The sequence below is a fragment of the Pseudescherichia vulneris NBRC 102420 genome, from assembly GCF_000759795.1.
Taxonomy (GTDB): domain Bacteria; phylum Pseudomonadota; class Gammaproteobacteria; order Enterobacterales; family Enterobacteriaceae; genus Pseudescherichia; species Pseudescherichia vulneris.
Map to the genome: position 1 here is coordinate 1 of NZ_BBMZ01000036.1, position 26,681 is coordinate 26,681.

At 52.6% G+C, this 26,681-nt stretch carries 35 protein-coding genes and 1 pseudogene; 12 read left to right on the forward strand and 24 right to left on the reverse strand.

Features of this window, described 5'->3' with window-relative positions:
* Window positions 1-59: 59 nt before the first annotated feature.
* From EV102420_RS19665 to EV102420_RS21710, 13 genes are all read right to left on the reverse strand, one after another.
* Window positions 60-659: a DUF1367 family protein gene (locus EV102420_RS19665; protein ID WP_042395637.1), complete on the reverse strand. Its 600-nt coding sequence runs from the start codon at window positions 657-659 to the stop codon at window positions 60-62.
* Between the two features lie 34 nt (window positions 660-693).
* A complete protein-coding gene (locus EV102420_RS19670) occupies window positions 694-933 on the reverse strand; it encodes a hypothetical protein (protein ID WP_042395679.1) in 240 nt (79 codons plus the stop codon).
* Window positions 934-1,518: 585 nt separating this feature from the next.
* Window positions 1,519-1,761, reverse strand: a complete 243-nt coding sequence (locus tag EV102420_RS19675) for a hypothetical protein (protein WP_042395639.1) — start codon at window positions 1,759-1,761, stop codon at window positions 1,519-1,521.
* On the reverse strand, window positions 1,758-3,626 hold the full coding sequence (locus EV102420_RS19680; RefSeq protein ID WP_042395643.1) for a DNA cytosine methyltransferase: 1,869 nt from the start codon (window positions 3,624-3,626) through the stop codon (window positions 1,758-1,760). Before EV102420_RS19680 ends, EV102420_RS19675 begins: the two co-directional genes overlap by 4 nt.
* A complete protein-coding gene (locus tag EV102420_RS19685) occupies window positions 3,623-3,880 on the reverse strand; it encodes a hypothetical protein (protein ID WP_042395646.1) in 258 nt (85 codons plus the stop codon). Before EV102420_RS19685 ends, EV102420_RS19680 begins: the two co-directional genes overlap by 4 nt.
* On the reverse strand, window positions 3,880-4,281 hold the full coding sequence (locus EV102420_RS19690; protein ID WP_052512389.1) for a hypothetical protein: 402 nt from the start codon (window positions 4,279-4,281) through the stop codon (window positions 3,880-3,882). The genes EV102420_RS19685 and EV102420_RS19690 overlap by 1 nt, the downstream gene beginning before the upstream one ends.
* Window positions 4,278-4,913, reverse strand: a complete 636-nt coding sequence (locus tag EV102420_RS19695; protein WP_042395650.1) for an ASCH domain-containing protein — start codon at window positions 4,911-4,913, stop codon at window positions 4,278-4,280. Before EV102420_RS19695 ends, EV102420_RS19690 begins: the two co-directional genes overlap by 4 nt.
* Complete coding sequence (locus EV102420_RS19700; protein ID WP_052512390.1) at window positions 4,906-5,379, reverse strand: hypothetical protein; 474 nt, start codon at window positions 5,377-5,379, stop codon at window positions 4,906-4,908. Before EV102420_RS19700 ends, EV102420_RS19695 begins: the two co-directional genes overlap by 8 nt.
* Window positions 5,376-5,747, reverse strand: coding sequence for a helix-turn-helix domain-containing protein (locus EV102420_RS20950; protein WP_052512391.1), 372 nt, complete (start codon window positions 5,745-5,747; stop codon window positions 5,376-5,378). The genes EV102420_RS19700 and EV102420_RS20950 overlap by 4 nt, the downstream gene beginning before the upstream one ends.
* Window positions 5,748-5,754: 7 nt before the next feature.
* Window positions 5,755-6,507 (reverse strand): ATP-binding protein, encoded by a 753-nt coding sequence (locus EV102420_RS19710; RefSeq protein WP_042395652.1) that lies wholly within the window; start codon window positions 6,505-6,507, stop codon window positions 5,755-5,757.
* A gap of 2 nt (window positions 6,508-6,509) precedes the next feature.
* The gene (locus EV102420_RS19715) at window positions 6,510-7,424 is read right to left on the reverse strand and encodes a replication protein (RefSeq protein WP_042395654.1); all 915 of its coding nucleotides are present in this window, start codon (window positions 7,422-7,424) and stop codon (window positions 6,510-6,512) included.
* Between the two features lie 84 nt (window positions 7,425-7,508).
* Entirely contained in the window at window positions 7,509-8,051 is a 543-nt protein-coding gene (locus EV102420_RS19720; RefSeq protein ID WP_042395655.1) for a toxin YdaT domain-containing protein, read from the reverse strand.
* A gap of 11 nt (window positions 8,052-8,062) precedes the next feature.
* Window positions 8,063-8,281: a transcriptional regulator gene (locus EV102420_RS21710; protein ID WP_042395656.1), complete on the reverse strand. Its 219-nt coding sequence runs from the start codon at window positions 8,279-8,281 to the stop codon at window positions 8,063-8,065.
* Here EV102420_RS21710 and EV102420_RS19730 point away from each other — a divergent pair.
* From EV102420_RS19730 to EV102420_RS19765, 10 genes are all read left to right on the forward strand, one after another.
* Window positions 8,192-8,761, forward strand: a complete 570-nt coding sequence (locus EV102420_RS19730) for a helix-turn-helix domain-containing protein (protein ID WP_502685197.1) — start codon at window positions 8,192-8,194, stop codon at window positions 8,759-8,761. The genes EV102420_RS21710 and EV102420_RS19730 overlap by 90 nt on opposite strands.
* 150 nt (window positions 8,762-8,911) lie before the next feature.
* A complete protein-coding gene (locus EV102420_RS19735) occupies window positions 8,912-10,021 on the forward strand; it encodes a ParA family protein (protein ID WP_042395657.1) in 1,110 nt (369 codons plus the stop codon).
* A 360-nt stretch (window positions 10,022-10,381) separates the two neighbouring features.
* Complete coding sequence (locus tag EV102420_RS22420) at window positions 10,382-10,585, forward strand: hypothetical protein (protein ID WP_131406032.1); 204 nt, start codon at window positions 10,382-10,384, stop codon at window positions 10,583-10,585.
* On the forward strand, window positions 10,585-10,773 hold the full coding sequence (locus tag EV102420_RS19740) for a DUF1482 family protein (protein ID WP_042395658.1): 189 nt from the start codon (window positions 10,585-10,587) through the stop codon (window positions 10,771-10,773). The genes EV102420_RS22420 and EV102420_RS19740 overlap by 1 nt, the downstream gene beginning before the upstream one ends.
* A 130-nt stretch (window positions 10,774-10,903) precedes the next feature.
* The gene (locus tag EV102420_RS21915) at window positions 10,904-14,635 is read left to right on the forward strand and encodes a RecE family exodeoxyribonuclease (RefSeq protein WP_052512392.1); all 3,732 of its coding nucleotides are present in this window, start codon (window positions 10,904-10,906) and stop codon (window positions 14,633-14,635) included.
* Between the two features lie 12 nt (window positions 14,636-14,647).
* Entirely contained in the window at window positions 14,648-15,733 is a 1,086-nt protein-coding gene (locus EV102420_RS19750; protein WP_042395692.1) for a RecT family recombinase, read from the forward strand.
* A 37-nt stretch (window positions 15,734-15,770) separates the two neighbouring features.
* Window positions 15,771-15,947 carry a hypothetical protein gene (locus tag EV102420_RS22585; protein ID WP_165570678.1) on the forward strand — a complete coding sequence of 59 codons (177 nt, stop codon included), beginning with the start codon at window positions 15,771-15,773 and terminating at the stop codon, window positions 15,945-15,947.
* Window positions 15,944-16,186, forward strand: a complete 243-nt coding sequence (locus tag EV102420_RS19755; RefSeq protein ID WP_042395659.1) for a DUF4060 family protein — start codon at window positions 15,944-15,946, stop codon at window positions 16,184-16,186. Before EV102420_RS22585 ends, EV102420_RS19755 begins: the two co-directional genes overlap by 4 nt.
* 59 nt (window positions 16,187-16,245) lie before the next feature.
* Window positions 16,246-16,503: an excisionase gene (locus tag EV102420_RS19760; protein WP_042395660.1), complete on the forward strand. Its 258-nt coding sequence runs from the start codon at window positions 16,246-16,248 to the stop codon at window positions 16,501-16,503.
* Entirely contained in the window at window positions 16,484-17,623 is a 1,140-nt protein-coding gene (locus tag EV102420_RS19765; RefSeq protein WP_042395661.1) for a phage integrase Arm DNA-binding domain-containing protein, read from the forward strand. The genes EV102420_RS19760 and EV102420_RS19765 overlap by 20 nt, the downstream gene beginning before the upstream one ends.
* Before the next feature lie 150 nt (window positions 17,624-17,773).
* On the opposite strand, the gene dcp is transcribed toward EV102420_RS19765, so the two are convergent.
* Window positions 17,774-19,819, reverse strand: a complete 2,046-nt coding sequence (gene dcp / locus EV102420_RS19770; RefSeq protein ID WP_042395663.1) for a peptidyl-dipeptidase Dcp — start codon at window positions 19,817-19,819, stop codon at window positions 17,774-17,776.
* An 86-nt stretch (window positions 19,820-19,905) separates the two neighbouring features.
* On the opposite strand from dcp, the gene ydfG reads away from it, so the two are divergent.
* Together ydfG and EV102420_RS19780 are read left to right on the forward strand one after the other, a co-directional pair.
* Window positions 19,906-20,652: a bifunctional NADP-dependent 3-hydroxy acid dehydrogenase/3-hydroxypropionate dehydrogenase YdfG gene (ydfG, locus tag EV102420_RS19775; protein ID WP_042395693.1), complete on the forward strand. Its 747-nt coding sequence runs from the start codon at window positions 19,906-19,908 to the stop codon at window positions 20,650-20,652.
* A 90-nt stretch (window positions 20,653-20,742) separates the two neighbouring features.
* Window positions 20,743-21,429 (forward strand): GntR family transcriptional regulator, encoded by a 687-nt coding sequence (locus tag EV102420_RS19780; RefSeq protein ID WP_042395666.1) that lies wholly within the window; start codon window positions 20,743-20,745, stop codon window positions 21,427-21,429.
* Between the two features lie 93 nt (window positions 21,430-21,522).
* Here EV102420_RS19780 and EV102420_RS22425 read toward each other — a convergent pair whose 3' ends face one another.
* From EV102420_RS22425 to EV102420_RS19800, 10 genes and pseudogenes are all read right to left on the reverse strand, one after another.
* Window positions 21,523-21,888 carry a hypothetical protein gene (locus EV102420_RS22425; protein ID WP_072015323.1) on the reverse strand — a complete coding sequence of 122 codons (366 nt, stop codon included), beginning with the start codon at window positions 21,886-21,888 and terminating at the stop codon, window positions 21,523-21,525.
* Window positions 21,889-21,891: 3 nt separating this feature from the next.
* Window positions 21,892-22,368: a hypothetical protein gene (locus EV102420_RS19785; RefSeq protein WP_042395669.1), complete on the reverse strand. Its 477-nt coding sequence runs from the start codon at window positions 22,366-22,368 to the stop codon at window positions 21,892-21,894.
* Between the two features lie 64 nt (window positions 22,369-22,432).
* The gene (locus tag EV102420_RS21725; RefSeq protein ID WP_072015324.1) at window positions 22,433-22,822 is read right to left on the reverse strand and encodes an Imm50 family immunity protein; all 390 of its coding nucleotides are present in this window, start codon (window positions 22,820-22,822) and stop codon (window positions 22,433-22,435) included.
* Window positions 22,823-23,002 (reverse strand): HNH/endonuclease VII fold putative polymorphic toxin, encoded by a 180-nt coding sequence (locus EV102420_RS22935; RefSeq protein WP_370678347.1) that lies wholly within the window; start codon window positions 23,000-23,002, stop codon window positions 22,823-22,825. It abuts the gene before it with no gap.
* 61 nt (window positions 23,003-23,063) lie between these two features.
* Window positions 23,064-23,303, reverse strand: a complete 240-nt coding sequence (locus tag EV102420_RS21730) for a hypothetical protein (protein ID WP_072015325.1) — start codon at window positions 23,301-23,303, stop codon at window positions 23,064-23,066.
* A 113-nt stretch (window positions 23,304-23,416) separates the two neighbouring features.
* Window positions 23,417-23,674 carry an RHS domain-containing protein gene (locus tag EV102420_RS19790; RefSeq protein WP_042395673.1) on the reverse strand — a complete coding sequence of 86 codons (258 nt, stop codon included), beginning with the start codon at window positions 23,672-23,674 and terminating at the stop codon, window positions 23,417-23,419.
* Window positions 23,674-24,153 (reverse strand): hypothetical protein, encoded by a 480-nt coding sequence (locus tag EV102420_RS21735; RefSeq protein WP_072015326.1) that lies wholly within the window; start codon window positions 24,151-24,153, stop codon window positions 23,674-23,676. Before EV102420_RS21735 ends, EV102420_RS19790 begins: the two co-directional genes overlap by 1 nt.
* Before the next feature lie 3 nt (window positions 24,154-24,156).
* A pseudogene (locus tag EV102420_RS23030) lies at window positions 24,157-24,729 on the reverse strand (RHS repeat-associated core domain-containing protein); the annotation flags it as partial.
* Between the two features lie 314 nt (window positions 24,730-25,043).
* Window positions 25,044-25,250, reverse strand: a complete 207-nt coding sequence (locus EV102420_RS19795; RefSeq protein WP_042395675.1) for a hypothetical protein — start codon at window positions 25,248-25,250, stop codon at window positions 25,044-25,046.
* Window positions 25,251-25,252: 2 nt separating this feature from the next.
* Window positions 25,253-26,681, reverse strand: a 1,429-nt coding sequence (locus EV102420_RS19800) for an RHS repeat domain-containing protein (protein WP_042395677.1), incomplete at its 5' end; no start/stop codon positions are given.

The window sequence follows — 26,681 nt, forward strand, 5'->3', positions numbered from 1 at the left end:
ACTCTTCTGCCTGCGCCGTGGTGCAATCGGTGTGATAGAACCAGGTGTCTTTCATCGACTCAGCTCCCGAAGTGCATCAGCTGCGCAGCGGCGTTCTCAGCCTCACGCTGGTCCCGGAATGCTCTGGACAATATCCAGCGCCACAGCACGTCGAGCGCTGCGCGATAGAGCTGCTGGAACTCAAGCTCGTCCATGCTGGCGAATGCAATGCTTCTGGGGTGTTTGCGAAGTGTGCCGTCAGGCAACTGAATAGCGTCGTAGTGGCCAGCCTCGACGATCACCCAGGCGCGGTAGGCATCAAACGATTTGCAGATGCTGATGCTACCGGAACGGCGATCGGCAATGCGCGATAGATACTGCTCAGCGGCATCCAGCAGCGCGCCTTCACTACCGCCGAACGTGGCCAGGAATTTAGCGTAGCCGGTAACCAGCCTGCGCTCGTTGGAAGAGATAGAGCCGCCGGTAGGCTCCCAATATTCGAAACCGAGATTCAGCAGAGCGAAGAAACGACGGTGAAATGCCGGATTACGCAGCTGGCGAAATTCCGCCTCAAGTACTGCGCCCAGCTTACATTTTGATTGCAGAAAATCGCTGGTCTCCGGTGTGGCGGGGATCAGGATTCCTGAGGACTGCTTGATGAGTTGTAATTGCTGCGCCATGGTGTTCTCCGTGGCGCATCAGGTCAACGGGTGTTCAATCCGTTGATATCATAATATCAGAGGGTTGTTCCAGGCGGTAGCCGAGGCGGCGAAGAAAACGTGTTCCGGACGACAGATTGAAGATACCTTCATCCTCCATCAAAGGGCGACATGAAACCATGCCATTTTTGATGTAGACGAGGTTGCGGCTTTCGAGCGGCATCGATCCGATAAGCTTGCCGTCCGAACGCCTGACAATATCGTACCAGTCGCCTTGGTCCTGACTTTCTTTCACAAAAACCCCCTTCTTTGCTATCAACAAATACGTCCTCCCGGCGGGGAGAAATCGTCCTCATGGAACCAAAATATCAAATCGCGCAAATTTCCTAATAGGTTCGCCGGAAGAAAAATAAAAAAACTTTACTGGAGTGCTTTAACCTTACATCAAATGACTGTATGAATAAACAGTATTTCTCGGTTTGGCTTAAGTATGCACAAGAAAGGCATGATAGCGCAAGTCTATTTATCTAATTGATTTAAATGCTTATTACTGCAACTAACGTGTAAAATATGATCGTTTTGCTTAACAGCAGTCGGCGTCAAAAATGTCGATTGTAAATATCTGATCAGCAATCCCTCTTCACTAAATTGGCAGCGGATGTCGACGTCGACAATGTGATCTATGTCTTATTTCGCGGGGCTGAGGTTGGTAATTTGTTGCTACGGTGCGTTTATTAATTAATCGATTTAATAGATCGATTGGATGATATCGATCGGTAATATCGATCATGTTTAAATCGCGCTGCCGCTGGGCGTGAAAAAGGCCTCCGGAGAGGCCCTGGCTGTCGATATGGGAATCCCCATATCGCTTGTATGGCAGTTAGATAAGCTCAGGAAGCTTGAAGCCCGCCATGTCTTCAGCCCGGATCGGAGGCGATAAGCAGTCAGCAAATACCAGCGAACCATCGAGCAAAATAATGAAGCACCACCCCATAAACAAACTGGCACTACACCAGTCAGCCTTTAAAGGCACATTTGGCATCTTGTCGGGAAAGGTTGGGTAATGCTCTGCAAGCCACTCCATCGCATCACAGCGGTTGATAGTGTATTTGTCGTACATCATGCCGCCTGCCCCTGCTGCTGGCACATCTCCGGCAGGTTGGCCCGCACCAGAGCTTCAGCAAACGGCGGCGGTACCGCGTTGCCGCATCTGGCAACCTGTTTGTCTTTGGCGTAACGGGTTCCCATGTAGTCGCGGTCGATGATGTACCACTCCGGGAAGCCCTGGGCACGATACAGCTCAGCGGGCTGCAGCATGCGCATACCGATATCAACGATGCGATAAACCACGCCGCTGATCGTCACCAGTCCGTCGCAGTCCGCGCCGCAATACTCCTGCAGGAACGCCAGCGTCTGATCCGCGCGCTGCTGGTCGTACGCTTCAACCGCCAGGGTGGTTTTCACTTCACCGACATGTAGGCCGCCTGCTGTTAACCCTGGTGCAGGCGTGTCAACCACCCGGCCATCCTTGCAGGTACCACGTAGCATCACCAGGTGCGAGGTCAGCAGGCCATGATGATCCGTGGTGGTGACCGTGTGAGCCGGTTCATCCAGTGCCACGCCTGCGCCCTGGTAGTTCCCGCCGAAGTGCTTAACCAGATTCGCCGCCACTAGCCCGAACTTACCGCCGCCAGCGACCACAGTACCCAGAGGCTTATGCAGACCCGGTACGCGCGGATCCTGTCCCGGACGCTCGCCATAACCCATCTGGATCAGGGTCGGCGTTACTAACTGCGATTTCCCGCCGCCGCCCGCAGTAACCGTAGCACTGGGCTCGTCCGCGCGGTGGCCGACGCTGGCACCGAACTGCCGGGCAATCAGCGGGGCCAGTACGGGCGCAATGACGTTCGTCCGGTTCTGCGTCAGCAGAGTAAAGAACGGCTTATCTACCGGGCGCGGCTTCATCTGGAATGTCGATCCGCCGGTCCCGGCAAACAGAGGAGCCATAACCGGTGTGGCGATCGCATAGCCATGCGTTTTGGTGATTGTCTGCAGCGGCTCTGCCAGCGCCTGGCCCCGGAAGCAGTCGTAACTCGTTTTGGTGCTGGTGTGGTTGCACTTCACGATAAACGGCGAGGCACTATCCAACACGAACCGCTGAATGCCGCGCGCTATGCGTTTGAGGGTGTTTTCTGCCAGTGCCTTTTTGCGGTCAAATATGGACGGCGCAGGGATAGACCAGTCGATGCACTCCGCCGCTGTGCGCCATGGAGCTAGCTTGCCGCTCTGCACCGCTGGTGTTTTGGGGTCTCCGTGGGTCGGCTCCGGCCAGACGATAGGCTTCCCGTCTCTGCGCATAACGACAAACAGCCGTTTGCGGATAGTCGGCGCGCCGTAGTCGCATGCTCTAAGTTCACGAAACTCAACAACATACCCCAGCCCTCTAACCAGCCGAGCCGCTTCCTCACTATCCAGAGAAATGTTTAAAAACTCACAACATTCGGCCAGGGCAGGATGGTTCGGATCAATACCAGTAGTCAACATGCCAATAAACGCCTGGAAGGTTTCACCAACCCTGGCTGGATCCGGTCGCATCTCTCCAGCAAGCAGCGGCCCCCAGGTCTTGAACTCCTCGACATTTTCTAATTTCATGACGCGCGGCTCTACATCAAGCCCCCAACGCAGAACAACCCAGGCAAGGCCACGGATGGCTTTCTCGACGGGTTTCGCGCCTTTTGCCTTGGAGAAATGTCGGCAATCCGGGCTAAACCATGCCAGCGCTACAGGGCGGCCGGCGGTCGCGATTTTTGGCTTAACCTCGTACACGCTTTCGCAATAATGCAGAGTGTCCGGGTGGTTGGTGCTGTGCATGGCCACCGCGTTCGGGTCGTGGTTAATGGCAATATCCACGCTGCGGCCGATGGCCAGCTCGATCCCGGTGCTGGCCCCGCCGCCCCCGGCAAAGTTATCAACGATAATTTCTCTCACGCGTATTTCTCCATGGCAGTGGCCAGCGAACGGGCAGCGGTTACGATCGCCGGTACCGGCATTTTTTCGAGCCACATCCGGTTGATGTGGAACTTCAGGCGGCGCTGGTGGTGCGCCGGTAGATCCCCGGCGCTTTCAACTTGTGCATAAACCAGTCCAACCTCGGCAGGCCAGACTGTTTCCGGTACGTCTACCAGCAGCAGACGCTCCAGCTCGATGATGCGGCTGGTGGCGTATTGCAGAAGAGGATCCATCAACCCTTCTCCTCAACGCTGACGCCAGCTTCCAGAAGCGCATGCTCAACATCAAAACTGCTGAGCCAGTCCCCGCCATCTTTAGGCACCATCACATGCCGCTCACCTTCGTTAATCGGATGACCCGCCCGTATTACATAGCCCTGCGGCAGCTTCACAGTGAGTCTACGCCTCTCCAGTTCGGCGACGCGCTTCTCTGCGGCCTCAGCGCGATCGCTAGCGGATATCATGGACTCCTCGACGCCTCTGACCCATTTTTCCAGCTCAGCAATTCTCTGCTCTGCCTGCCCAAGCGCTGCCACCAGCTCGACTATTTCCTGAGACGTAAACGGCGCTACATCACGACCCGTATCAACCATGTGCTGTGCGTACGATGCCAGTACTGCGTATTTGTCGCTCATACAGCCTCCCCATCGACCCGGCGGAACTCGATCACCCACACCCACGGGTTAGCCTGCCAGCTCTGCGCATTGTCTGCGCCGTAAATGGACTGCCAAAGGCTGCCGAATACGTATCGAGCTGGTGAAAGCTGATCCGCCGACACGCCTTCGGCATTTGCGTCTGTGTCGCTGATGCTGTTCAGGCGCTCAACGCGCACGTCAGTAATCTCCAAAGTGATGCGTGAAGCCCAGCGCGGCATGTGGATGCTGGGCGTCCATTTCTGGGACGGCTGTGTGGTGCATGATGCCACCGGCACGGTGCGCGTAGACTCCGTGAAGCTGTTGCGCTCGCTCGCTTTGTACATAAGGCGGGCAACGTCAGTCGCGCAGCCCATAACGCGAAACGCTTCCCGCACCCAGATGCGATCGCCGACGATACCGAACGGGCAACTAGGCAGAGCCGAATAAGGTCGGGTAGCGGTTGGCAGCCACCAATCATGCGTATGGCGCGCAGACATTGGAGACTGAGTTTCCTTCACTGACCAGGCATCTCCTACTCGCTGGGGTTTGATGATCCGCCGGGTTTGCGTCTTCCTGCCGTCCAGGATGGCGCGCACCATCTCAGAGTTAAAAATCATGCCGCGCTCAGTCATGGTTAACCTCCCCGGCACGCAGCTGCTGGGCGAAACCTGTAAGCACATATTTGATCGCTCCAGTTGAAGCTATTGTGTCCACGCTCAGATGCTCCGTGATAGCTAACTCAACGCCCTGCGCTTTCAGCTCGTTAACCGCTGCAGCAGTCGCTGGCTGCCGCAATACCTCCATCGCGTCAAACAGCAGCGCGGAGGCCGGGTTCAGAGATTTCTGCACCGGCTTGATGCCGCTGGCACTGTACTGCCAGACCAGCTGGCCGATGATTTCGGCGCGGGCCACGTTGTCCGCTGACAGCGCGTCACGCTGTTTGACCGTTTCGCGCAGCGCAGCCGTGGTGCAGTCCAGCCGTTCGGCCAGGCGAGACATCATTTTGGCGATATCGATGATCGGCGTGTCGCTGGTCATTGCCTTCGCAAACTCATGGCCAACCGCGATCAGCTCTTTGTTGTTCAGTGATTCACTCATGCCCGTGCACTCCCAAAAATTTTATGGATTTCGTAGCCTTGCCAGTTCTGGCGGCAAACGTCCGCAATGGACGGCGCTGCTGGTGCTTTGGCTGCTTTTGCTGGCGGCTTTGCTTTCGCCGCTGGCGCTGCAGGTGCTGGTCTGGTTCGTTTGATTTTTTCCTGCCAGCGCTGCACCAGCTGGTATTCCGGATGCTTCGGTTTGCCAATGTTTTTGACGATCCCGGCCATTCGCAGGCGCTTGAGCCGGTCGTAAGCTTCACGGATGTCGCAGCCGAGCAACTTACGGATCTGGCGGGGTGTCGCCGGTCCGTTTGTCTCGATGAAATCAACGATGGCCCTTTGCTTCGGTTTTAAGCGATTGCACATAGTCACCTCACTTCGCAATGCGCAGATGGCTGACGTTTTTGCGATAACTCGCCCAGCCAAAATTGACCCAGATACCACCGTCCATCTGAAGGCGATCCATAACGCGTGCGCCGAGGGTAGTAACGAGTTCGCCGTGGTTCAGGTTGGTCAGAATGCCGACTGGCCGCATGGATGAAAGCCGGCGGTCAATCACCTGGTTGATGATCACCTTCTCGCCGCTGGAGCCACGCTGAATACCGACTTCGTCCAGTATCAGGAGATCGACGTTGCAGAGGTCGTTAAGCAACGAAGCTTCAGACTGGCCGTCGTCATAGCACTCACGGACCCGGAGCATCAGGTCAGGTATGGTCACAACCAGAACGGAGTGGCCAGCAGCAAGCAGATGGTTACCTATTGCCGCTGCCAGATGATTCTTTCCGGTACCCGGCGCGCCGCTGAACACGAAGCTTGCGAACCCGCTGCCGCCAAAGTTATGGGCGTAGCTTTTCGCCAGGCTGTACGCCTGACGCTGCTCCGGGCATGACACTTCGTAGTTTGCAAACGAGCAGCTGCGGTGCAGGGCCTGAATGCCAGCTCTACCAAAAATCTTCTCTGAGCGTGCGCGCTGATTCATCCGGTCGATTTCCTCGGAGCGCTTCCGGCCCTCGGACTCCTGCCATGCCTGCCACTCCTGGACGTTGCTGAATTTCGGCTGCACGTTAGCCGGAATGATTTTTTTCAGGCGCTCAAGGGCGCTGCCAGTGCCAATAATATTTTTCACGCTTACCCCCTGAACCCGTCTGGAATGTCACTACCTGGCTGAGAAATTTGATTCACATCCCGGCCAGCCTTGCGACCACTGAGGCTGAATTTTGGCTTGAACAAACCCTGGTATCCGTTGGCGATGCTGGCGTTGATCACATTCACCGGATCGTGTCCCTCGTCCAGGCACTGCTTCAGCAGGCTGAAAGCCTTGGTGACGGTCAGCTCGGTTTTGATGGGCTTACCAGACTGGCGGCGATATGCGACCCACTCATTCCAGGACGTAGCATTCAGCCATTCAGGAACCGGGATGCTGAGCGGATCAAACTTCACCTTCCCCCTTGGGGGATTAGAGGGGGTTAGATCTGTATTTATATTTGTCTTTGGAAAAATGTCTTTGGTGTTCCCTGTTTTCAGGGATCCCTTTCCCTGTTTTTGGGGATGGTTATCCCTGTTTTCAGGGATGGCTGATGGGGTAAAAACACTATCCCCGTTTTCAGGGATGGTGATAACCCATGTGACAGATTCAGCAGCCGGGAAAGCTACCGGGCACTTAGTACAATTCGGCTTGGCGTAAGCCCATTTATCCAGGTGGGTGTTGATCCCTATGTATCTGGTTTGCCCGATGCGACGCAGGATAATAATGTTCCGATAAGCGAGGCTCAGCACGGCCTCAGAGACATGCTTCACCTTCAGCGTCGTTTTGTCTGCGATAAGGCTGTTGGCGATCCTGTCGGATTTTTTCGACCAGCCATAAGTCAGACGGACAATAGCGTTCAGCACCCGGAACTCACGACCCGATAACTCGACGATACATAAGGCGTCCTGGATCTGATTGGCTAAACGCAGATAGCCCTTATCCAGATCAGCCATGCGACTCTCCTGTTGCGCCGGTGCTGGCGCAGGAAATTTGTATATTTCAGCGGTATTTGACATACTGTTCTCCGCAATTACCCCTAGTATTTGCACCCGAAAGCCGTTGGTGTTGTAGCACCGCGGCTTTCACCTTTTTAAGCTCTGTCATACTCCCCCCAGCATCGTCGTTACCATCGCCATAAGCGGCCCGGCCAGCTCAGGCTCAAGCCTGAAAAGCGCGGCTATACCCTCGCTCATCTCCTTCAGCTTCTGATGCCTGGGTGCGTCCAGCAGAACAGCGCGCTTTGCTTCAGCAACCTCCTTCTCGGCGTGAGCCAGACGCGTCAACTTGCAGTCACCGCCCACCAGCGAACCGCGATGCTCCAGCGGCAGAACGGCCAGAATTGCGGGCGTGAGCTGGCGAACCCGATCCCGACAATCTTCGGTATCGAAACGGTTATCGAGCCAGCGGAACAACTTCTGCCGGGCGCGGCTGATATCTGCCGGAAACTCGACACCCTCCCCGCCGCAGCTACGCCACCGATCCACGATGTGCGCAGCAACGACGTCCTGCCCCGCAACCGCTGCCCAGGCGCGGACGGCGTCGCGGATATCACTGTGGTCGGGTAGGTCATCAGCGCTTTGAGAGCGATTTATCATCGCTGCCTGCAAAAAAGGGTTACTCTGCTGATATGTAAGTGTTTGCATGGTTAATGCTCCTACTTTGGTAAGCCGTCAGTGGGATTCGGGTAGAGATCAGGGCGCAATTCATGTGGAGTTACGCCTGTCATTTTGAAAATTGGGAATATGTAGCTTGGCGGGACGACTCCGTGGTCACGATTCTTCCAATGACTTACAGACATACTCGTCACACCAAGGGCGATGCTGAGCTTTCTAGCCGAGCCAGCGGCTTTAATTGCTTTATCGAGTGCGGACATGTGCTTCTCCTGCTTATTGATAGCAAGAGTAAACCACAGATTTATATATTGTGCAAACTTTGGATTTATTGCGTGTATAAACCAAATATTTACAATGAGCCTATGAGAAAAGAAGAACCTAACCTCGTCCTGGTTGAACGCCTTACTGAGATCACTGATCGCGGCGTTACCAAAGCAGACATGGCACGCATAGCTGGAGTCACCCCTCAGGCCGTAAACGGCTGGTTCAAAAAAGGCGTGATTAGTAAGAAATCGGCACTGGCCATAGCCGACGCTGTAGGCATTTCTGTCGCTTGGCTACTCGGTGAAGATGTAGGCGAGAAAGACGGTCTTAAGCCGGACGAACAGCGCCTGCTAGAACTTTATCGCCAGTTGCCTGAAGAAGAGCAGCACAACATGCTCCGCATCTTTGCGCTTCGCCTGAAGGAACTGGATGAGCTATATGAAAAGTACATGAAGGGGAGAATCCGAGGGACTTAATTATGAGCATTCTCTTATTGATGAGTGGGAAGCAATAAAACCCAGCAAAAATTTTATAGGATATATCTTTCATTTTTCGTTTTTTGCAATAGAACTAAACGTCCAGCTAACATACAATAAAAAAACACTCAATCACCAAAGGATAAAAAAGTGGCTAAGGTAATCTCTCTTTTCAACCATAAAGGTGGTGTAAGTAAAACAACTACTGTTTTCCATCTCGGCTGGAAGCTGGCAACTCTTGGTAAAAGAGTGCTGATTATTGATGCGGATCCTCAATGTAATCTGACTGGTTTGACATTAGGACTAGATGATTATGAATCACTTATTCAATTCTATGACAGCAAACAAAATACTGATCTTTTCAACAGCCTCGCCCCAGAATTTTCTTTAGAAAGTGTCAATCACACCCCAGTTGGCACTACGCCAATAACTGGGACCGATAATCCAAATTTATACATATTAGCTGGGAACATTAGATTTTCTGAGCTAGATACACAAATTGCTACCGCAATGACAAGTAGCAACACCCTGCCAGTACTGAGAAAGTTTGTTGGGGCTTTCAATAAATTAACAAGAAAAATTGCCGATGAACATAATATTGATATTGTATTAGTTGACATGAGCCCGAGCGTGTCATCTACTAATCAATGTATTTTGATGAGCTCTGATTATTTCATTATCCCCATTTCTCCTGATTTTTATTGTTATCAGGCTATAGACTCTCTCAGTAATGTTCTCCCTAAATGGGCGAAAGAAATAGCAACCTTCAAGGTTGGTGGAGACCACCCACTCCCGAAGGCCAACCCAAAAATGCTCGGCTTTATCACTCAGAACTACAGAATTTATACAACTACGAACAGTTCATCGAATGATGAGCGAACTGAGCAACCTAAGCAGATGTCAAAAGCTTACAGTGACTGGCTTGAACGCATAAAAGATGTTGCTAATAAAAAATTGATTCCCGCACTTAGTGAATCATCAATGGTTATCTCAGATGCAATTTTCACTAAAGCCGTTTCGCATGATGCTCCTTTCCATTTAGCAGGCGTGCAAAATTTCAGCGGATTGGTGCCGGTCTCACAAAGTCTTTCAAAGCCCATTTTCGAATTAACTAAAGAAGATGGTAACTGGACAGGTGCTCGTTGGATGTGGGAAAAAAATGGTAAAGAGAATGGCATCAAAGTAAACATTGAGGAAGCCAATCGGGTATATCAAAATCTAGCCCAGTCGGTGCTGAACATGATTGAGTTAGATAAATAACATTTTTAACCCGGCCACCGCGTCGGATTTTTTTATACCCATCTCACACCAGCTCCTGCACCTAACCCACTCCGAACTTCCCATTCCCGACCTTAGTGTCGGGATTTTTTTTGCCTGCGATTCGGCACTCACCCTACAGAAACCAGCTATATAAACCGCAGATTTACAATCTCTATCAGCCTTTGATTGACACAACCATAAACCAGTGATTTAATCTAACTCACCAAGACGCATTACGAACCACTAAGGCATGGAGCCCATGAAGTAGCCGCCGACGGCATACGAATAGTCGGATGAGGTGGAGTGATTAACGCGCATCAGGTTTTACGTTCTGACGCCGGGAAAGACCGGGAGGATGAGATGTCAATTACCAATCAGGCAGTACCAAAAAGCGGGAAGGCAGTTCCAATGCGCAACCAGCGCACCGGCGCAGCCTGGCTCGTCTCTTTTAACTACACCGATGGCACTTACTGGCATGAACCGCAGGGCAACCTGCGTCACATTCGCCGCCCGTATGCCGCCCGCAACATTGAGCCGCATCTGGTACCGGCGGGGACGCACTGATGAATACGTTATTCGCGTTAGTGCTGACCGTGGGTATGACCAACGGCGATTTTCAGGATGTGGTGCTGGGTGTGTATGAAGACCAGCGCCAGTGTGAAGCGGCAGCGGTTGAACAGCATGTTGCGGGCGAATGCTTCGAAGTGGAGCGCATTATCCGTAATGGCGAACAACCAGCCGTGACCCTGTAACGAAAAAACCCGCCGAAGCGGGCTCTCCCTCCGGTGTAGGCCGACCAAAGCACACCGGAAATTACAACCACCAAAGTCAGGCGGCTTATACAGCGCCGGGGATCTTACAACCCAAAGGAGCTTAGACGCAATGAACACCTATGCGTTTGTGATTAAAGCTAAGGCAAAATCAGAGAAGAAAAACCTCTTCTGCTGGTTATCTGCAAAATCCGACTCTCGCGCAGAACGCGAGATCCTCAACATTCTCGACGACGCCGATATTGCTATTGGCCGTGGTGCTGACTACCAGCTGCCGCAGCGCACCAACTGGCATGTTGCTGACGATCTGCCGGAAGAAGGCATACTTGATGATACCTGGTGCGACCGCTATACCCTGGGTGAAGATGGTCGTTCGTGGTGTCCCGTACTGGGCGAAGCTGGCGGAACTGCAACGCCGGTAGTAAACGTTGAAGCCCAGCCTACCCAGCCGGCTGCCGCCGATGCGGACCTCCGCCCCCTGTCTCGCCTGCGTCTCATCCAGCGCCTCTTAGCGCATCTTATGCATGATACCGAGCTGGACCAGATTACTCTGGAGCAGCACATCGAGATCGGCGTCATGGAAGGCAATGATGACGATTGCTTTGTCCAGGCATTGCGGCAGGTTATCGAAGACAATCCGGAAATCCGTGAGCTCTCTGCGCACGTGGAATGGAAGCTGATCAAAGCGGTTAAAGCTGTATTCCCGCAGGATCAGAGCCACGAATCAAAACGCATTGCCCACTTCGTAAAAGACTGGGTATTAGCTGAAGCCAGCGAACGCGCCCAGCTGGTTGAGGACTGGCTCAGCGGCGAACTGCCCGCTCCCCAAAACAACGCCACCAGCATGCCAGTTGAATCAGCAGGATCCGTAGACCTGGAGGATGAAAATGATTTCGGCAAGGATGACGGGTGGACTTCTATTCGTGAGCTCTCTTTGCCTCAGCAGATTGCTGCCGCGTGGATGTTTGACCAGCAGCACATTGACCGTCAGCAACTGAACGAAGTCAAAGAAGCGGTACATGCTGACAACAGTGAAACCTTAAACATTGTTGTTGCCGCGCTAACTGATCCAGCGGTAGTAAATCTTACTGGTGGAGTAACGGCGGGGGTTATCCGCGCAATCCGGCAGGTATGGCCAGAAGACTATCGCGACAACATGACTGCAGATCTGGTGAGTCAATTTGCTTGTGTGTACGCGACGTCTTCAGAGGATGGAAGGACTAATATCGTGCAGTCGTGGATTGAAACCCAGCAGGCCCCGGCGGCAGAAACGGGTACCACCGACACCGGTATAACCACTCATCAGAACTATAGCTACGATCAGCGCGTACTGGGCATCTGGCTGTTTGGCTTGTTTAGCGAACTGAGCGCCGAACAGAAAGCCGAGATAACACGTATCAGCCTGAACATGGACGCAACCTATCCGCAGAACGTGCTGCTGGCCTGCCGTAATCATGATCTGCGCCAGTTGCAGCATGTGTTTCCTGAAACCCTGGCGGACCTGTTTACTGATGTCCAGTCTGTCTGGCCAGTCGAAGGCCCGGCACCGCAGCTGGCACAGCTTGTCTCGTTCTTCAAAGAGTGGATCGACGCACACAACAGCAATTCATCTATCACTGCCACGGGCAGAAAAATTGACCGTGATGGTGTCACTGCTAAGTGGCTTAAGAAAGCAGGGAAGACACCTATCCAGCGCACAGACACTGGTGCCAATGCTGGCGGCGGGAACCCTACCGATCGCAATCCGGATCTGAAACACACGCTCGACACTCTCGATATTGAAATCGCGGCTGCCCTGCTGCCCATGGATTACAACATTTACGAGATCCCGGGTGGTGTGCTGCGTCGCGCGAAAGAAATCATCGCCAACAAAGAAGAGCCCTGGAGCTCGTGGAGCACTCAGCTGCGCAAGACGCCGGGCATTCTGGACTTTTCACGTGCTGCTGTTTTCGTCCTGATCCGCAATGCGCCTGAAGGCATCCATAACGAGACTCCGAAGCTGATCAGCTACATCGCGCAGAACGGCAAAGAAGTAGCGTTTATCCCAGATACAGGAAAACCAGACAGCGAGGAGCGCTGGCAGGCTGTTGAATCGCTGCTGATCACCCCTGCTGCTGCGCCAGTTAAAGAGAATACCAGCGCCGGTGAAGCGACACAGCCCGAAGTTAAGAGCCTTGGCAGCGGCATGTTCTCCATCGAAGGCCTGCTGGCCACCCCCTCAAATGAAGTCGCAAAACAGGAAGCGGAGAGCGTTGTACATGTGCAGATGGAAGAGACTGACCCGAGCGAAAGCCAGGCTGGTGCTGCGTTACCAGCGGTCGAAAGTGTTGATGCAGCTGCTGCGCAAGCAGGTAGCGTAAACCCCGCGGATATTCTCGCCGCCGCCGCTCCGAGCCTGGCGCATCACGATCAGAATGAAGTTAACCAAAACCCGAAAAATGTGCATCAGAATGGCGCTTCTGTGAATCAAAACACCCCTGAAGCGCATCAAAACGCCGTAAAAGTGAATCAGGACGCACCGGAAGCGCAACTGGACGAACCGGCCGCCGCATACCCAGCCTATTTCGAGCCGGGCCGTTATGAGGGCCTGCCGAACGACGTTTACCATGCTGCGAACGGTATCAGCAGCACCATGGTGAAAGACGCCCGTGTTTCCCTGATGTATTTCGAAGCGCGCCACGTCTCAAAGACCATAGCGCGCGAACGTTCCAAAGTCCTGGATATGGGCAACCTGGTGCACGCGCTGGCGCTGCAGCCAGAGACGCTGGCCGCCGAGTTCAGCATCGAGCCGGAAATTCCGGAAGGTGCTCTCACCACTACGGCGACAATCCGCGCCTGCATCGACGAGTACAACGCCAGCCTGCCGCCGCAGCTGAGCGCTGACGATATCAAAGCGCTACTGGAAGAGTACAACGCCACCCTGCCCGCCCCGCTGCCGCTGGGCGCAGCAGTAGACGAAACCGCAGAGAGCTATATGGCGCTGCCGGAAGAGTTCCAGCGCATCGAGCCCGATAAGAAGCAGACCGCTGCAGCTATGAAGGCCTGCATCAAAGAGTACAACGCCACCCTGCCCGCGCCGGTGAAAACTACCGGCAGCCGCGATGCGCTCCTTGAGCAGCTGGCGATCGTCAATCCTGACCTGGTTGCGCAGGAAGCACAGAAGCCCGCGCCACTGAAAGTGTCCGGTACCAAAGCCGACATGATTCAGGCGCTCAAGGCAGTACGCCCGGAAGCCGTGTTCGCCGACGAGCTGCTGGATGCCTGGCGCGAGAACCCGGAAGGCAAAGTGCTGGTGACCCGCCAGCAGCTGGAAACCGCGCTGGCCATCCAGAAAGCGCTGCTGGCGCACCCGACCTCCGGCATGCTGCTGACGCACCCGAGCCGCGCCGTAGAGACCAGCTATTTCGGCATTGACGAAGAGACAGGTCTGGAAATCCGCGTGCGCCCGGACCTCGAAATCGAGCTGGACGGCGTCCGCATCGGTGCCGACCTCAAAACTATCAGCATGTGGGATGTGAAAGCAGATGCGCTTAAAGCCCGGCTGCGTCGTGAGATCAGGATGCGTGATTACCACCTGAGCGCGGCCATGTACTGCGAAACCGCGGCGCTGGATCAGTTCTACTGGATTTTCGTCAATAAAGACGAGAACTACCACTGGATAGCCATTATCGAGGCATCTGCGGAGCTGCTGGAACTGGGCATGCTGGAATACCGCAAAACCATGCGTGCTATCGCTACCGGGTTCGACACAGGAGAGTGGCCTGCTCCGATCACCGACGATTACACCGATGAACTTGACGACTTCGACCTGCGCCGCCTTGAAGCGCTGCGTACTCAGGCATAAGGGGAAATGAACATGTCTACAGCAATTTCTACAAACGAAAACAAAACGCAGATGATCGACAACATCTCCATTTTGACCAATGGAGAACTCTTTGACCGCCTTCGCACTCTGTCAGCTGTAATGGCTAATAGTGGCGCGTTCGTGCCAGACCATTTTCGCGGCAAACCAGATGCCTGCATGGCAGTGGTGATGCAAGCTGCCCGATGGGGTATGGATCCCTTCGCTGTAGCGCAAAAGACCCACATTGTTAGCGGGACGTTAGGTTATGAAGCGCAGCTGATTAATGCGGTGATTACCAATATGTCACCTACTAAAGACCGTCTCCACTATGACTGGTTTGGACCATGGGAAAAAATCATTGGCCGATTCGTAGAGAAAACAAATGGGCAAGGCAAAAAATACATTGCGCCAGGCTGGGATCTTAAGGATGAGGCCGGTGTTGGTGTTCGGGTATGGGCAACAATGAAAGGCGAGGATGAGCCCCGTGAGCTGGTGATCATGCTTTCTCAGGCGCAGGTTCGTAACTCCACACTATGGGCAAGCGATCCCCGCCAGCAACTCGCCTATCTTGCGATTAAGCGCTGGGCACGCTTGTACTGCCCTGATGTGATCCTCGGCGTTTACAGCGCGGATGAAGTCGAAGAACGAGAAGAAAAAGTCATTAATCCAGCGTCAGCCCAGCGTGTGAGCCTCGCTGAAATCAAAGGTGACAGCGTAACAACCACTCACAGCGCGCAGGAATCGACTGCCAATATTGATGAGTTGGCCGACAAGTTCCGCGTTCGCATTGAGGCAGCTGAAACTCTCGATGAAGCCACCAGCGTCGGCAACGAAATTAACGACTCTAAAGCCGCACTCGGAACCACGCTGTTCATTGAGCTGAATAACAAGGCCAAGCGCCGTTATCACCTGGTGAAGCACCGTAATGCGGTAGAGGCTGCGATCAACTCCCTGCCCAAGCCCGGTGAACCTGATGCTGCTGAGCTGTTCACCAAAGCAGAGCAGGCACTGGCGGCAGCCAGACTCCACCTTGGCGATGAGCTGCACGATAAGTACGTAATCACCCTGGCGGATATGAAGCCGGAATACGTGAGCTGATAAGGGAGGCGGGAGGGGTAACCCTCCCGGTAACGAGATGAGCGAGAAACAAACCCGCTGGAATGACGAAGAGCTGAAGATGCTGCAAACGCACAACAACCAGCAAATCGCAGAGCTGACCGGCCGCCCGTTGGTTGAAGTAGAGGATCGCCGGCTGCTGGCGAATATCGAGCGGAACTGCTGGGACGTATGGGATCCGGAGAATGCTGAATGAGGCTGATTAACCGAAGCAGGAAAGAATCGCCGCTGGCGCGCCGGGCGTGCGATGCAGCGCTGGCACGTCATGTGGAACGGTTCGGCGATTACGCCAGCCGGGCTACCAGTAGCGAATACATGGTGCTGGTGGACGGAATGAAGATGAAGGTAGAGGTAGAGAACCGCAGCACCAGCTACGTGGCCACGGCGATCACCGGCGCGCGACGTCTGCGTCACCTTGCCGGCCGGATGTCTTGATATCGAAATATCAACCTATTGAGCCTTGATGGTTCATATTATTCAAACTGGAGGTTCATATGGGGCAACTCGTTAGCTTAGAGGACTGGGCTTCCGGTCCGAATGGCTTTAAGTGTCCACCATCCAGAGCATCGCTTCACAGGATTGCTAAAACTGGACAAACATTCCCCAGGGCACTGAAACAAGGCCGACGGTGGGTTATCGATGAAGAAGCCAAATTCATAGGATTGCTCGCATCGCCGGTTTTACCACCACGCATGCCGAAAGCGGTGAAGGCGCTTATGGAGCGAGTAATTAATGGCAGCCAGACCACGTAATCACAGGGTTGATATCCCAAATCTGTACTGCAAGCTGGATAAGCGCAACAGCAAAACCTACTGGCAGTACAGGCACCCGTTAACCGGTCAATTTATCGGTTTTGGTACCGATCAGGAGGCGGCCAAACTGGCCGCAACTGAACTGAATCGCCTGCTTGCGCAGCAGGAAGTCGCTCAGTCGTTTGCTCTTATCGATATGGTCAGCCATAAAAAGGTTAACTCAAAGAAATCAATAAGGATGCGCGCATGGATCGAGCGGTATTTGAAAATACAGGAGGAGCGGCTCAGCAATATGGAGATAAAAAATAATACGCTCAAATCCCGAAGAACGTGTACGAATGTGCTGACTGAAAGGATGCCCGATATCGGCATTCAGGAAGTAACCACCAAAATGCTTGCGGCCATTACCGACGAATACAAAGCCAGAGGCAAAGCACGAATGGCGCAAACACTACGTAGCGTGTGGATTGACCTATTCAGAGAGGCGCAACATGCCGGGGAAGTGGAGCCAGGGTATAACCCGGCGCTGGCCACAAGAAAAGTCGTTGTTCGGGTGAGCCGTTCGCGACTGAACCTTGAGATGTGGAAGGCGATATTTGAAGCGGCCAGCAATATGGCGCCATACGTTCAAAACTCCATGCTCCTGGCGGTAGTCACCGGACAACGGCGCGGTGATATCGCCAAAATGAAGTTCTCTGATGTTTGGGACGGCCATCTCCATGTTGAGCAGCAAAAGACAGGAGCGAAGCTTGCTATACCGCTCTCGCTACGCTGCGAGGTATTAGATATAACTCTGGCGCAGGTTATCAAACGATGCAGGGATCGGGTAGTGAGCCCCTGGCTTCTCCATCACGTTACATCAAGTGGAAATGTGAAGGCCAGCGATCAGGTTGGCGAGAACAGCCTTAGCGTCTCCTTCAAGCTCGCGATCGATAGCACCGGCATTTCCGTAGAGGACGGGAAAACAATGCCGACCTTTCACGAGCAGCGTTCTCTATCGGAGCGTCTGTATGAGGAGCAAGGCATCAATACCCAGCAGCTACTGGGCCATTCATCAGACAGGATGACAGCGCAGTATCACAATGATCGCGGTCTCGACTGGGTAAAAGTGAAGGTGTAGCTACGTGAATAATTGGGCCGTATCACCCTGCAAATTTCGCAGAATTTAAGGATTCATTTTGGGGAGGAATTTTGGAGGAGTTTTGGGGAAGGAAAAATCGGACAAAAACCGGGCATTACGCCCGGTTCTGTTTTAAGCCTGAAAAAGCCCCTACGAACTCAACCCCCGATTCACCAGCATCGGCTCAATCTTCGGATCGTGCCCGCGCCATATCCGATAAAGTTCAGCTAAATCAGCGCTATTACCCCGCGATAAAATCGCCTCCCGGAAACGCTGGCCGTTCTCGCGGGTCAATCCGCCCCGCTCCACAAACCACTGGTAGCCGTCGTCGGCCAGCATCTGCGTCCAGATGTAGGCATAGTATCCCGCGGCGTAACCGCCACCGAAGATATGCGCAAAATAGCTGCTGCGATAGCGCGGCGGCACGGCGGCAAGATCGAGATTTTCCCGCTTGAGCACCTCGGCTTCAAAAGCAGCAACATCGCTGACGGCAGTATGTGATGCGAGGCTATGCCAGTTCATATCCAGCAGCGCGGCGCTCAATAGCTCCGTCATGTCATAACCCTTGTTGAACAATGCCGCCCGATGCATCTTCTCCTGCAGTGACTTCGGCATGGGTTCGCCGGTCTGGTAGTGGCGGGCATAGCGGGCGAAAACATCAGGATGGCTGGCCCAGTGCTCGTTGATTTGCGACGGGAACTCGACAAAATCACGCGGCGTATTGGTGCCGGAGAGCGTCGCGTAGCGCTGGGTGGCAAAAAGCCCGTGCAGGGTATGACCAAACTCATGGAACAGCGTGATCACGTCATCCCAGGAAATGAGCGCGGGTCCACCTGCGGAAGGTTTCTGGTAGTTGCAGACGTTATAGATAACCGGCCGGGTTCCCTGTAATGTGGATTGCTCCACGAAGTTACCCATCCACGCCCCGCCGCTTTTGCTGTCGCGGGCGTAGAAGTCGCCGTAGAAGAGCGCCATGCCGGTGCCGTCCGCATCAACGATCTCCCAGACGCGGACGTCAGGATGGTAAACCGGCAGATCGAACCGCTCGATGAAGCTCAGGCCGAACAGCTGGCTGGCGGTCCAGAATACGCCGTCAACCAGCACGGTGTTGAGGGCAAAGTAGGGTTTGATCTGCGCCTCATCAAGGGCGAATTTCTCCCGGCGCACCTGCTCGGCATACCACGCCCAGTCCCAGGCCTCGGCCCGGAATCCACCCTGCTGCTCATCGATTACCCGCTGAATATCCGCCAGCTCTTGCTCGGCACGAGCGCGCGCCGCCGAAACGATATTACGCATAAAGGTCAGCGCGGCGGCAGGATTTTGCGCCATCTGGTCGGCAGTTTTCCAGGCGGCATAGTCCGGGAATCCCAGTAGCGCGGCCTGTTCGGCGCGGATCTGGGCCAGCCGCAGCACGACGGCGCGGGTATCGTTTTTATCGCCTTTTTCCGTACGCGACCAGCCTGCTTTGAAGAGCTGTTCCCGGGTCTGTCGATCGCGCAGTCCCGCCAGCGCAGGCTGCTGGGTCGTATTCAGGAGAGGGATAAGCCAGCGTCCGGAGAGCCCCCGCTCTTCAGCTGCCGCCCGCGCCTGCGCTTTTTCGCTCTCACTCAGGCCATCAAGCTGCTGCTCGCTCTCGACGATCAGGCCACCCGCCTTGCCTGCCGCCAGCAGATGCTGGTTAAACTGGCTAGTGAGGGTCGCCGCTTCGGTATTGAGGCTTTTTAACGCCTGTTTCTCGGCGCTGCCCAGGGTCGCCCCTGCCAGAATAAAGCGCTGGTGGAGGACCTCCGTCAGGCGCAGGGATTCCGCGTCCAGCCCGAGCGCGTGGCGCTGCTGCCAGACGGCATCAATACGGGAGAAGAGCGCACTATCCAGATAGATATCATTTGCCAGCTCGGCCAGCTCTGCGGAGAAGGCTTCATCAAGCTGCTGAAGGTAGTCATTGGTATGGGCAGAGGTCATAGCAAAAAAGAGGCTGGTAACCCGGTTAAGAAGCTGCCCGCTCTGCTCCAGCGCCAGGATGGTGTTGTTAAAATCTGCTGGCGTTGTCACTTGGGCGATGGCGCTGACTTCAGCACGTTTTTGCCGAACGCTCTCATCAAAGGCCGGACGATAATGGCTATCTTCAATGATATCGAAGCGCGGCGCCAGGTAAGGCAGCGTGCTTTCACTCAATAAAGGATTCGTTAGCGACATTTCAACTCCTTAAACATTGTCGTTTACCTCAGGCTCTTAACCCATGCTATCGTAATAACACACAAAAAGCGTTGAGGAACAGAATGATGATTATTTTAGTCACCGGGGCAACGGCAGGGTTTGGCGAGAGCATCACCCGCCGTTTCGTTGAAAACGGTCATAAAGTGATTGCTACCGGCCGTCGTCAGGAACGTTTGCAAACCCTGAAAGATGAGCTGGGCGATAGCGTTCTCACCCTGCAACTGGACGTACGCAACCGCGCCGCTATCGAACAGGCGCTGGACTCTCTCCCCGCCGAGTGGCGCGACATCGATGTGCTGGTCAACAACGCCGGTCTGGCGCTGGGCCTGGAGCCTGCGCATAAGGCCAACGTTGAAGACTGGGAGACAATGATCGATACCAACAACAAGGGGCTGATCTATATGACCCGCGCCGTGCTGCCGGGTATGGTAGAACGCAACCGTGGGCACATCATCAACATCGGCTCTACCGCAGGCAGCTGGCCCTACGCGGGCGGCAACGTCTATGGCGCAACCAAGGCTTTTGTACAGCAGTTCAGCCTCAACCTGCGTACCGATCTGCACGGTACGGCGGTGCGCGTGACCAACATCGAGCCGGGTCTGGTAGGTGGAACCGAGTTCTCTAACGTTCGCTTCAAAGGCGACGACGATAAAGCGGGCAAAACCTATGAGAACACCAACGCCCTGAGCGCAGAGGATGTGTGCGAGGCCGTCTGGTGGGTAGCGACCCTGCCGAAGCACGTGAACATCAACACCCTTGAGATGATGCCGGTTAGCCAGACCTGGGCTGGCCTAAGCGTGCATCGCAGCTGATATTTCCTACCCGGCCTGCGGGCCGGGTATGGGATGCAGATCAAATAGATGGTATGGTAAGCGCGTCACTATTCCATTAAGTAAGAGCGCATGGCCGTCGAAACCCACCTTAATCCTGTATTGCCCGTTAATCAGCAAATTTACCGTATCCTGCGCCAGGATATCGTACATTGCCTGATCCCCCCCGGCACGCCGCTGTCGGAGAAAGAGGTATCGGTGCGGTTTAACGTCTCGCGCCAGCCGGTTCGTGAAGCTTTTATCAAACTTGCTGAGAATGGACTGATTCAGATCCGTCCCCAGCGCGGCAGCTACGTTAATAAGATCTCCATGACCCAGGTCCGCAACGGCTGCTTTGTGCGTCAGGCGATTGAGTGCGCCGTCGCCCGCCGGGCAGCGACGCTGATCACCGATAGCCAGCGTTATCAGCTGGAGCAGAACCTGCACCAACAGCGAATTGCTATCGACCACAAGCAGCTTGATGATTTCTTCCAGCTTGACGATGAGTTTCACCAGAAGCTGGCGCTGATTGCCGACTGCCAATTGGCGTGGGATACGGTAGAGAACATCAAAGCCACCATTGACCGGGTGCGCTATATGAGCCTCGATCACGTTTCCCCGCCGGAGAAGCTACTACGTCAACATCAGGATATCTTTAATGCGCTGGCTAAGCATGACGTAGAGGGCGTAGATAAGGCGATGACCGCGCATCTGGAAGAGATTGGCGAGACGGTACAGCTGATCCGCCAGGAGAACAGCGACTGGTTCAGCGAGGAGTAAGCGAAGACGGTTGCGTAATGGGCTGGATGGGAGCGGTTACTGGCTGTTTCCCTGCGGCTCGCAAGTGCTCTTTGTATTCACTGTTTCAAGACTCTAATAAGAAGGTGTCATTTTCATCAACCTTTTATTTTCAACATCCAGAGCATAATGCCAGTCATACCAGCCTTCTCTCTTTTCATGAAAAGAACAAACGACCAACACCTCTTTTGCAGCATTCGACGTTAAGTAATAAAAAGATGCACCCTCCGGTGCTGGAAATGTTGAAACCAAGCCCCCCTCCCTATTTAAGACAGTCAGTAAGGCTGGTAGCGGCGAGGGCTGGCTTAATATAAAAACCAGCTTGCGTTTTTCATCTAACATTGCCGAATCCAAATTTTCCATGTGACCAGTGACCAGGCGCGCATCGTATACCCAGCTTAAGGTGCATGTTTCTTTATCAACAACTAAATTATTAATCACTTGTTAGTCATTCCAGCTTATATACAGACCGCAATTAAAATCATTCTTATTAGACTGCACAGCAATCTCACCCCACACATATTCAAAAACCACACCATAAGGTGGCTGCGATATATCACGTCTTGATGCAAAGTTTAAGGTACTTTCCAAAAACGCCTTTACTCTCGCCTCTTCCCTTAAGAGTAGGTCTACATTCGCCCTTAGCTCCCAATCATGCAGGGAAGAGTAAAACTCCGTTCCTTTTTCAACCATACATATCTTTTTTGGGAACTGCTCCATCGCTGGCCAAAACTCTAAAAAATACTCTCTCCCAAGCCATGAGACGCTCTCCACGTAGTAACCATAACGACCGAACTCTTTTATATCGTCATTTTCTCTATAAAAGCAACTCCCAACAAACTCCTCCTGAGATTGCAAATTAATCGAATAGTTATCAATGGTCACATTGCCATCATGTTCATCTAAAATCATTTTCTTCATAAATCAATGCCGCCAGAATGAAAACCCTCTCTCATTATGGGTATATCCCTACTATATTTTATTTTTAATCCCACCGCTCGTCCAGGTATGGAGTAATACTTACGATTGTGAGAAACCTTGACTTGCAATTTATACTCAACTGATTGCTACATATTTTTATTCCGCTATGGGTTTCGCTAGAAAATATTTCTGGCGAGCAGATAAAACCTATCCCATTGCCTTTAACATCCAACTCTATTACACCTCCAAATGTGATTATCACACTAAGGGCATTGAATTCACACTCATTCCATTTTTCTGGGTAAGATGAAGGGATATTTCTGCTATAAAATTGAAATGTCACATCTGAAAAACGCTCAAATGAAAAGCTACTTACTTCAATAGATTGAAGGCTTAACTCCCCACCAAACATGAATTTTATTTTTTCTTTCCCTAACGCATTATCAAACCACATTTAAAAAACCTCAAAGTTATCATGCCCATGAGTCCCTGACATACTACCTGCATTCAGGTTTTGGAGTAATGTTACAATGAAATGAGGCTTAGCGCCATGAGTTAGGGTAGCGTCAGGATGACCTAAACTATGCAATTTGATTATGCTAGATTTGACACGACCCGTGTATTGACGATGCATGCTTTAAGCGTGCCGTCGGTCTGGTTATAAAACCAGCACACCCTGGGGTTTAAAAAATAGATTAGCTTTCAAGATAATTAATTAAGAGATTGATTTTTGCATACTCTACGTTAGTGAAGTCACCGTGAGCAAAATAACCGCAAAATCTTCTATATAAAGTTTTCAACTCATTTTCCGATGATCTTTCATCCTGTAATATCTTTAGTGCCGATTTATAAAATTCCTTACCCTGTAATTTATTTTCTCGATCAGAACAAGATATGATATCAGTCAATAATTCTATAGCTTTTGTTTTATTCATGGCAGCCTCAAAAATTCACCTTATCTGTTCTAATGATCGTTGAGCTTGGCGGTTTCCTAACATTAACTATACAATAAAATCTGGTTTACTCGCCACTCCCCTCCGGGGTCGTGCTACATGCATTCAAATTTGTTCCTGACAAATTCCAGATACTGGCCCTGCATGCGCAGGTTCGGGGCATGGCCTGAAAGCTGTACGCTTCTCTCATTTAGCTGTTGGCCCCAGGCACTGTTTTGTGCTTCCCAGCACACCCTGCCTTCCGCATCCGTGAGGGGCTCCGGCGGGAACAAAAGCCATAGGTTTACCCTTTTTGTACAAGCGAAGCGTATCAAACGCTCCACGCATGCGAGCATCACTCTTGTTAGAATCATTAGAATTTATTTCTTCTTCTATAGTCTTTCCATTCTGAATCATTTTTGAAGGAAGATCTATAATTACAAGCTATAACACCTACAGTGTTCCAATGATCGTAAGCTGCATCGAGATGGCCCCAGTCCCCACCTACAGGAATCTCAGTATTTGTTTTATCAAAAAACCACTTCCTAAGAGCTTTTGTGACTTTCCCTTCGGGTTTGCTTTGTTCTCCATTCATTATATTCTCTGGTGATAAATACCAACTTGAAAGCAAAGAGCCATCATTAACTGGATAAGTAAAATTCACAATCAAAAAGATTTTTGACTTATTTTTCTTATCTATTAGTACAATTTTATATGATACAACTTCATTATCATTTCTTATCCACTCCTCCCATGAGAGATCTTTGTTTATAAGATTTTTCTTGGTTTGACAAGGTGATAATAAAATACTATTACATATAGTCAAACTATTTAATTGGAATTTTAATTTCATATTTTAAAGACCTAATCCAAAAGCATCCCCAATAGGCTCTAAGACGGTTTTGTAATTCGATAAAAAGAATTGTGTCCCGCCACCTGATCCAAATCCTTTTAATGGATCTTGTGATAAAGCTATACCTGTACCCACCATAGCTTCCCTTTTAACACGATAAGCCTGTATTTTACCTCTATATCTATATGTAGGGTGTGGTAAAACTTGTAAGCTTTTCCAGAGTTTTTCTCTGCTACCGCCAGCTGCATCTAAAGTGGCCTTGTCAAAATAAAAACCTGACTGCCCAGGCACACCGCCATAAACAATGTCACCTTCTTTAAGCATAACGTTTGACCAAGAGTCACGACCTTCATAAATGCCTCTTCCTTGCCACTGTCTGCCAAATGCAGCCTGATTATGGTCATTTGCTTTAGTAGGTGCACATCTGGCTTTTAACCCCCACGGATCCACCCACCCCAGCGGATTCGGCGCATACTGATAGAGGTTTAATCCCCCCGCCAGCCCTATGGGATCCTGCTGCGTGAACCTGCCGCAGTCCGGGTCGTAATACCGGAACAGATTATAGTGAAGTCTGGTTTACTCGCCACATCCCTGTGGCTCGCCCCTCCGGGGTTGCGCTACACGCACTCAAATTTGTTCCTGACAAATTTGTCACTTTCCATGCAGTCGGAACCTCTCCCACACAAACCGGGTGGTCACCTCTTTGCCATGTGGTTGGCCTGCCAATGTCTCCTGCTCACCCTACTCACTGATAACGCGGCCAAGGGCGTCATACTTATAGAGCAGCTCCTGCTCCGCCTCGCGAATCCAGGCATTCTCCGCTAGCGCGAGGGAGTCGACTGGTGCTATGTTTTGTTTAGCAAAATGAAATTTTCTTCCGGTTTTCGCTTTTAACAAAAATGGAAATATATTTTCCTAATTAAATCTCCATCAATATCTTCTATAGGATCTATCGATAATTTATTAAAGTCTGCTAAAATTCCTTTAACAGGCACGTCGTCCATCAATAGATATGGTTTAAATTCCTCTCTATCCCCCTCAGGAACATATTTGTTTATCAGGTACATCAAATCATTAACAAGCTCATCACGACTCATTTTTACTCCGGTAAAATAGTTACGTTGTCAAAGTTAATAATCGTGCCTTTTTCTATTGGCAGTAATTGTAGAGCACCACCTTTCCCATACTGTGGATAAGCACTAGTAAATAGCTCTAATCCCGGACCTTCACCACCGTTGGCCAAAGGAACTTTAACTTGAGGAACGCCATTCTTATAAAGTTGTAAGGTATTAAACTCACCTAATAATCTTGCATCGCTCCATGATTTTGGGTTTCCATTTTCATAAAATATCTGATAAGCATCCCTAGCCTCATGTCCGGCTTTATATTTTGTATACCCAAAGTAGCTTAACGGAGCCGATTTTGAATTTATTGTTTTAGCTGCATACATGTCAGTACTATTCATATAGCGATAAGCTGTGGATGGCATGGTGGCACTAGGTCCCGCAGGCCCTACATAAAAATCAGGTCTGCTACTTTTATCATTACTACAGCTTCGACTCAACCCCCACGGATCCACCCACCCCAGCGGATTAGGTGCATACTGGTAGAGGTTTAATCCCCCCGCCAGTCCTATGGGATCCTGCTGCGTGAACCTGCCGCAGTCCGGGTCGTAGTACCGGAACAGATTATAGTGAAGTCCCGTCTCACGATCCAGGTACTGGCCCTGCATCCGCAGGTTCTGGGCACAGCCTGAGAGCTGCACCTCTCTTTCATTCAGCAGTTTGCCCCAGGCACTGTTCTGTGCCTCCCAGCACACCCGCCCTTCCGCATTTGTCAGCCGCTCCGGCGTGCCACTGGGCTGGTTGTGGAACCAGAAGATATCCGGGGCATTCACGCCGTCAATACGGGCCAGCGGCTCATGGCTGTGCTGATCGGTGTAGACGTAGGTCAGCGGGACCTCATTCCGGATCTCCTGCAGCAGCCGGAACCCCTCCCAGACAAACCGGGTGGTGACCTCTTTTCCGTGCAACTGCCCTGCCAGCGTCCGGCGGCTGGTCTTGCTGATGCGGCGGCCGAGCGGATCGTAGCGGAAGCTGACCGCCACCTGCGGCCGGTTGCGGTCACGCGGCTGGCTGACGACCTCCGTCAGGCGGTGCTCGCCGTCATAGCGGTAGTGCCAGCGGGTCTGACCGTCGTCCTTCTCCACCGTGCGGCCGTGGATGTCATACCGCCAGCGGATGCCGTTCAGCTGCGTGACGCGGTTGTGGGTTATCTTCTCCCCGATATTGTCCAGCGGATTACCCGCTGCATCCCACCGCCACTGCTCCCGGCCCGGCAGCGTGCCGTCCTGAGACAGCAGCCGCCCGGCGCTGTCGTACTGCCAGTGATAACAGCTGAACGGGTCATCGTCGCGCTCCTCGCGCACGGGGTTATTGCGGTAGTCGTAGTCCCAGCGGCGGGACCAGCGGCGCGGGGCCGGACGCTGCGCGCTGCCGGTGAAGACGTCCCGGCGGTGCAGGCGGCCC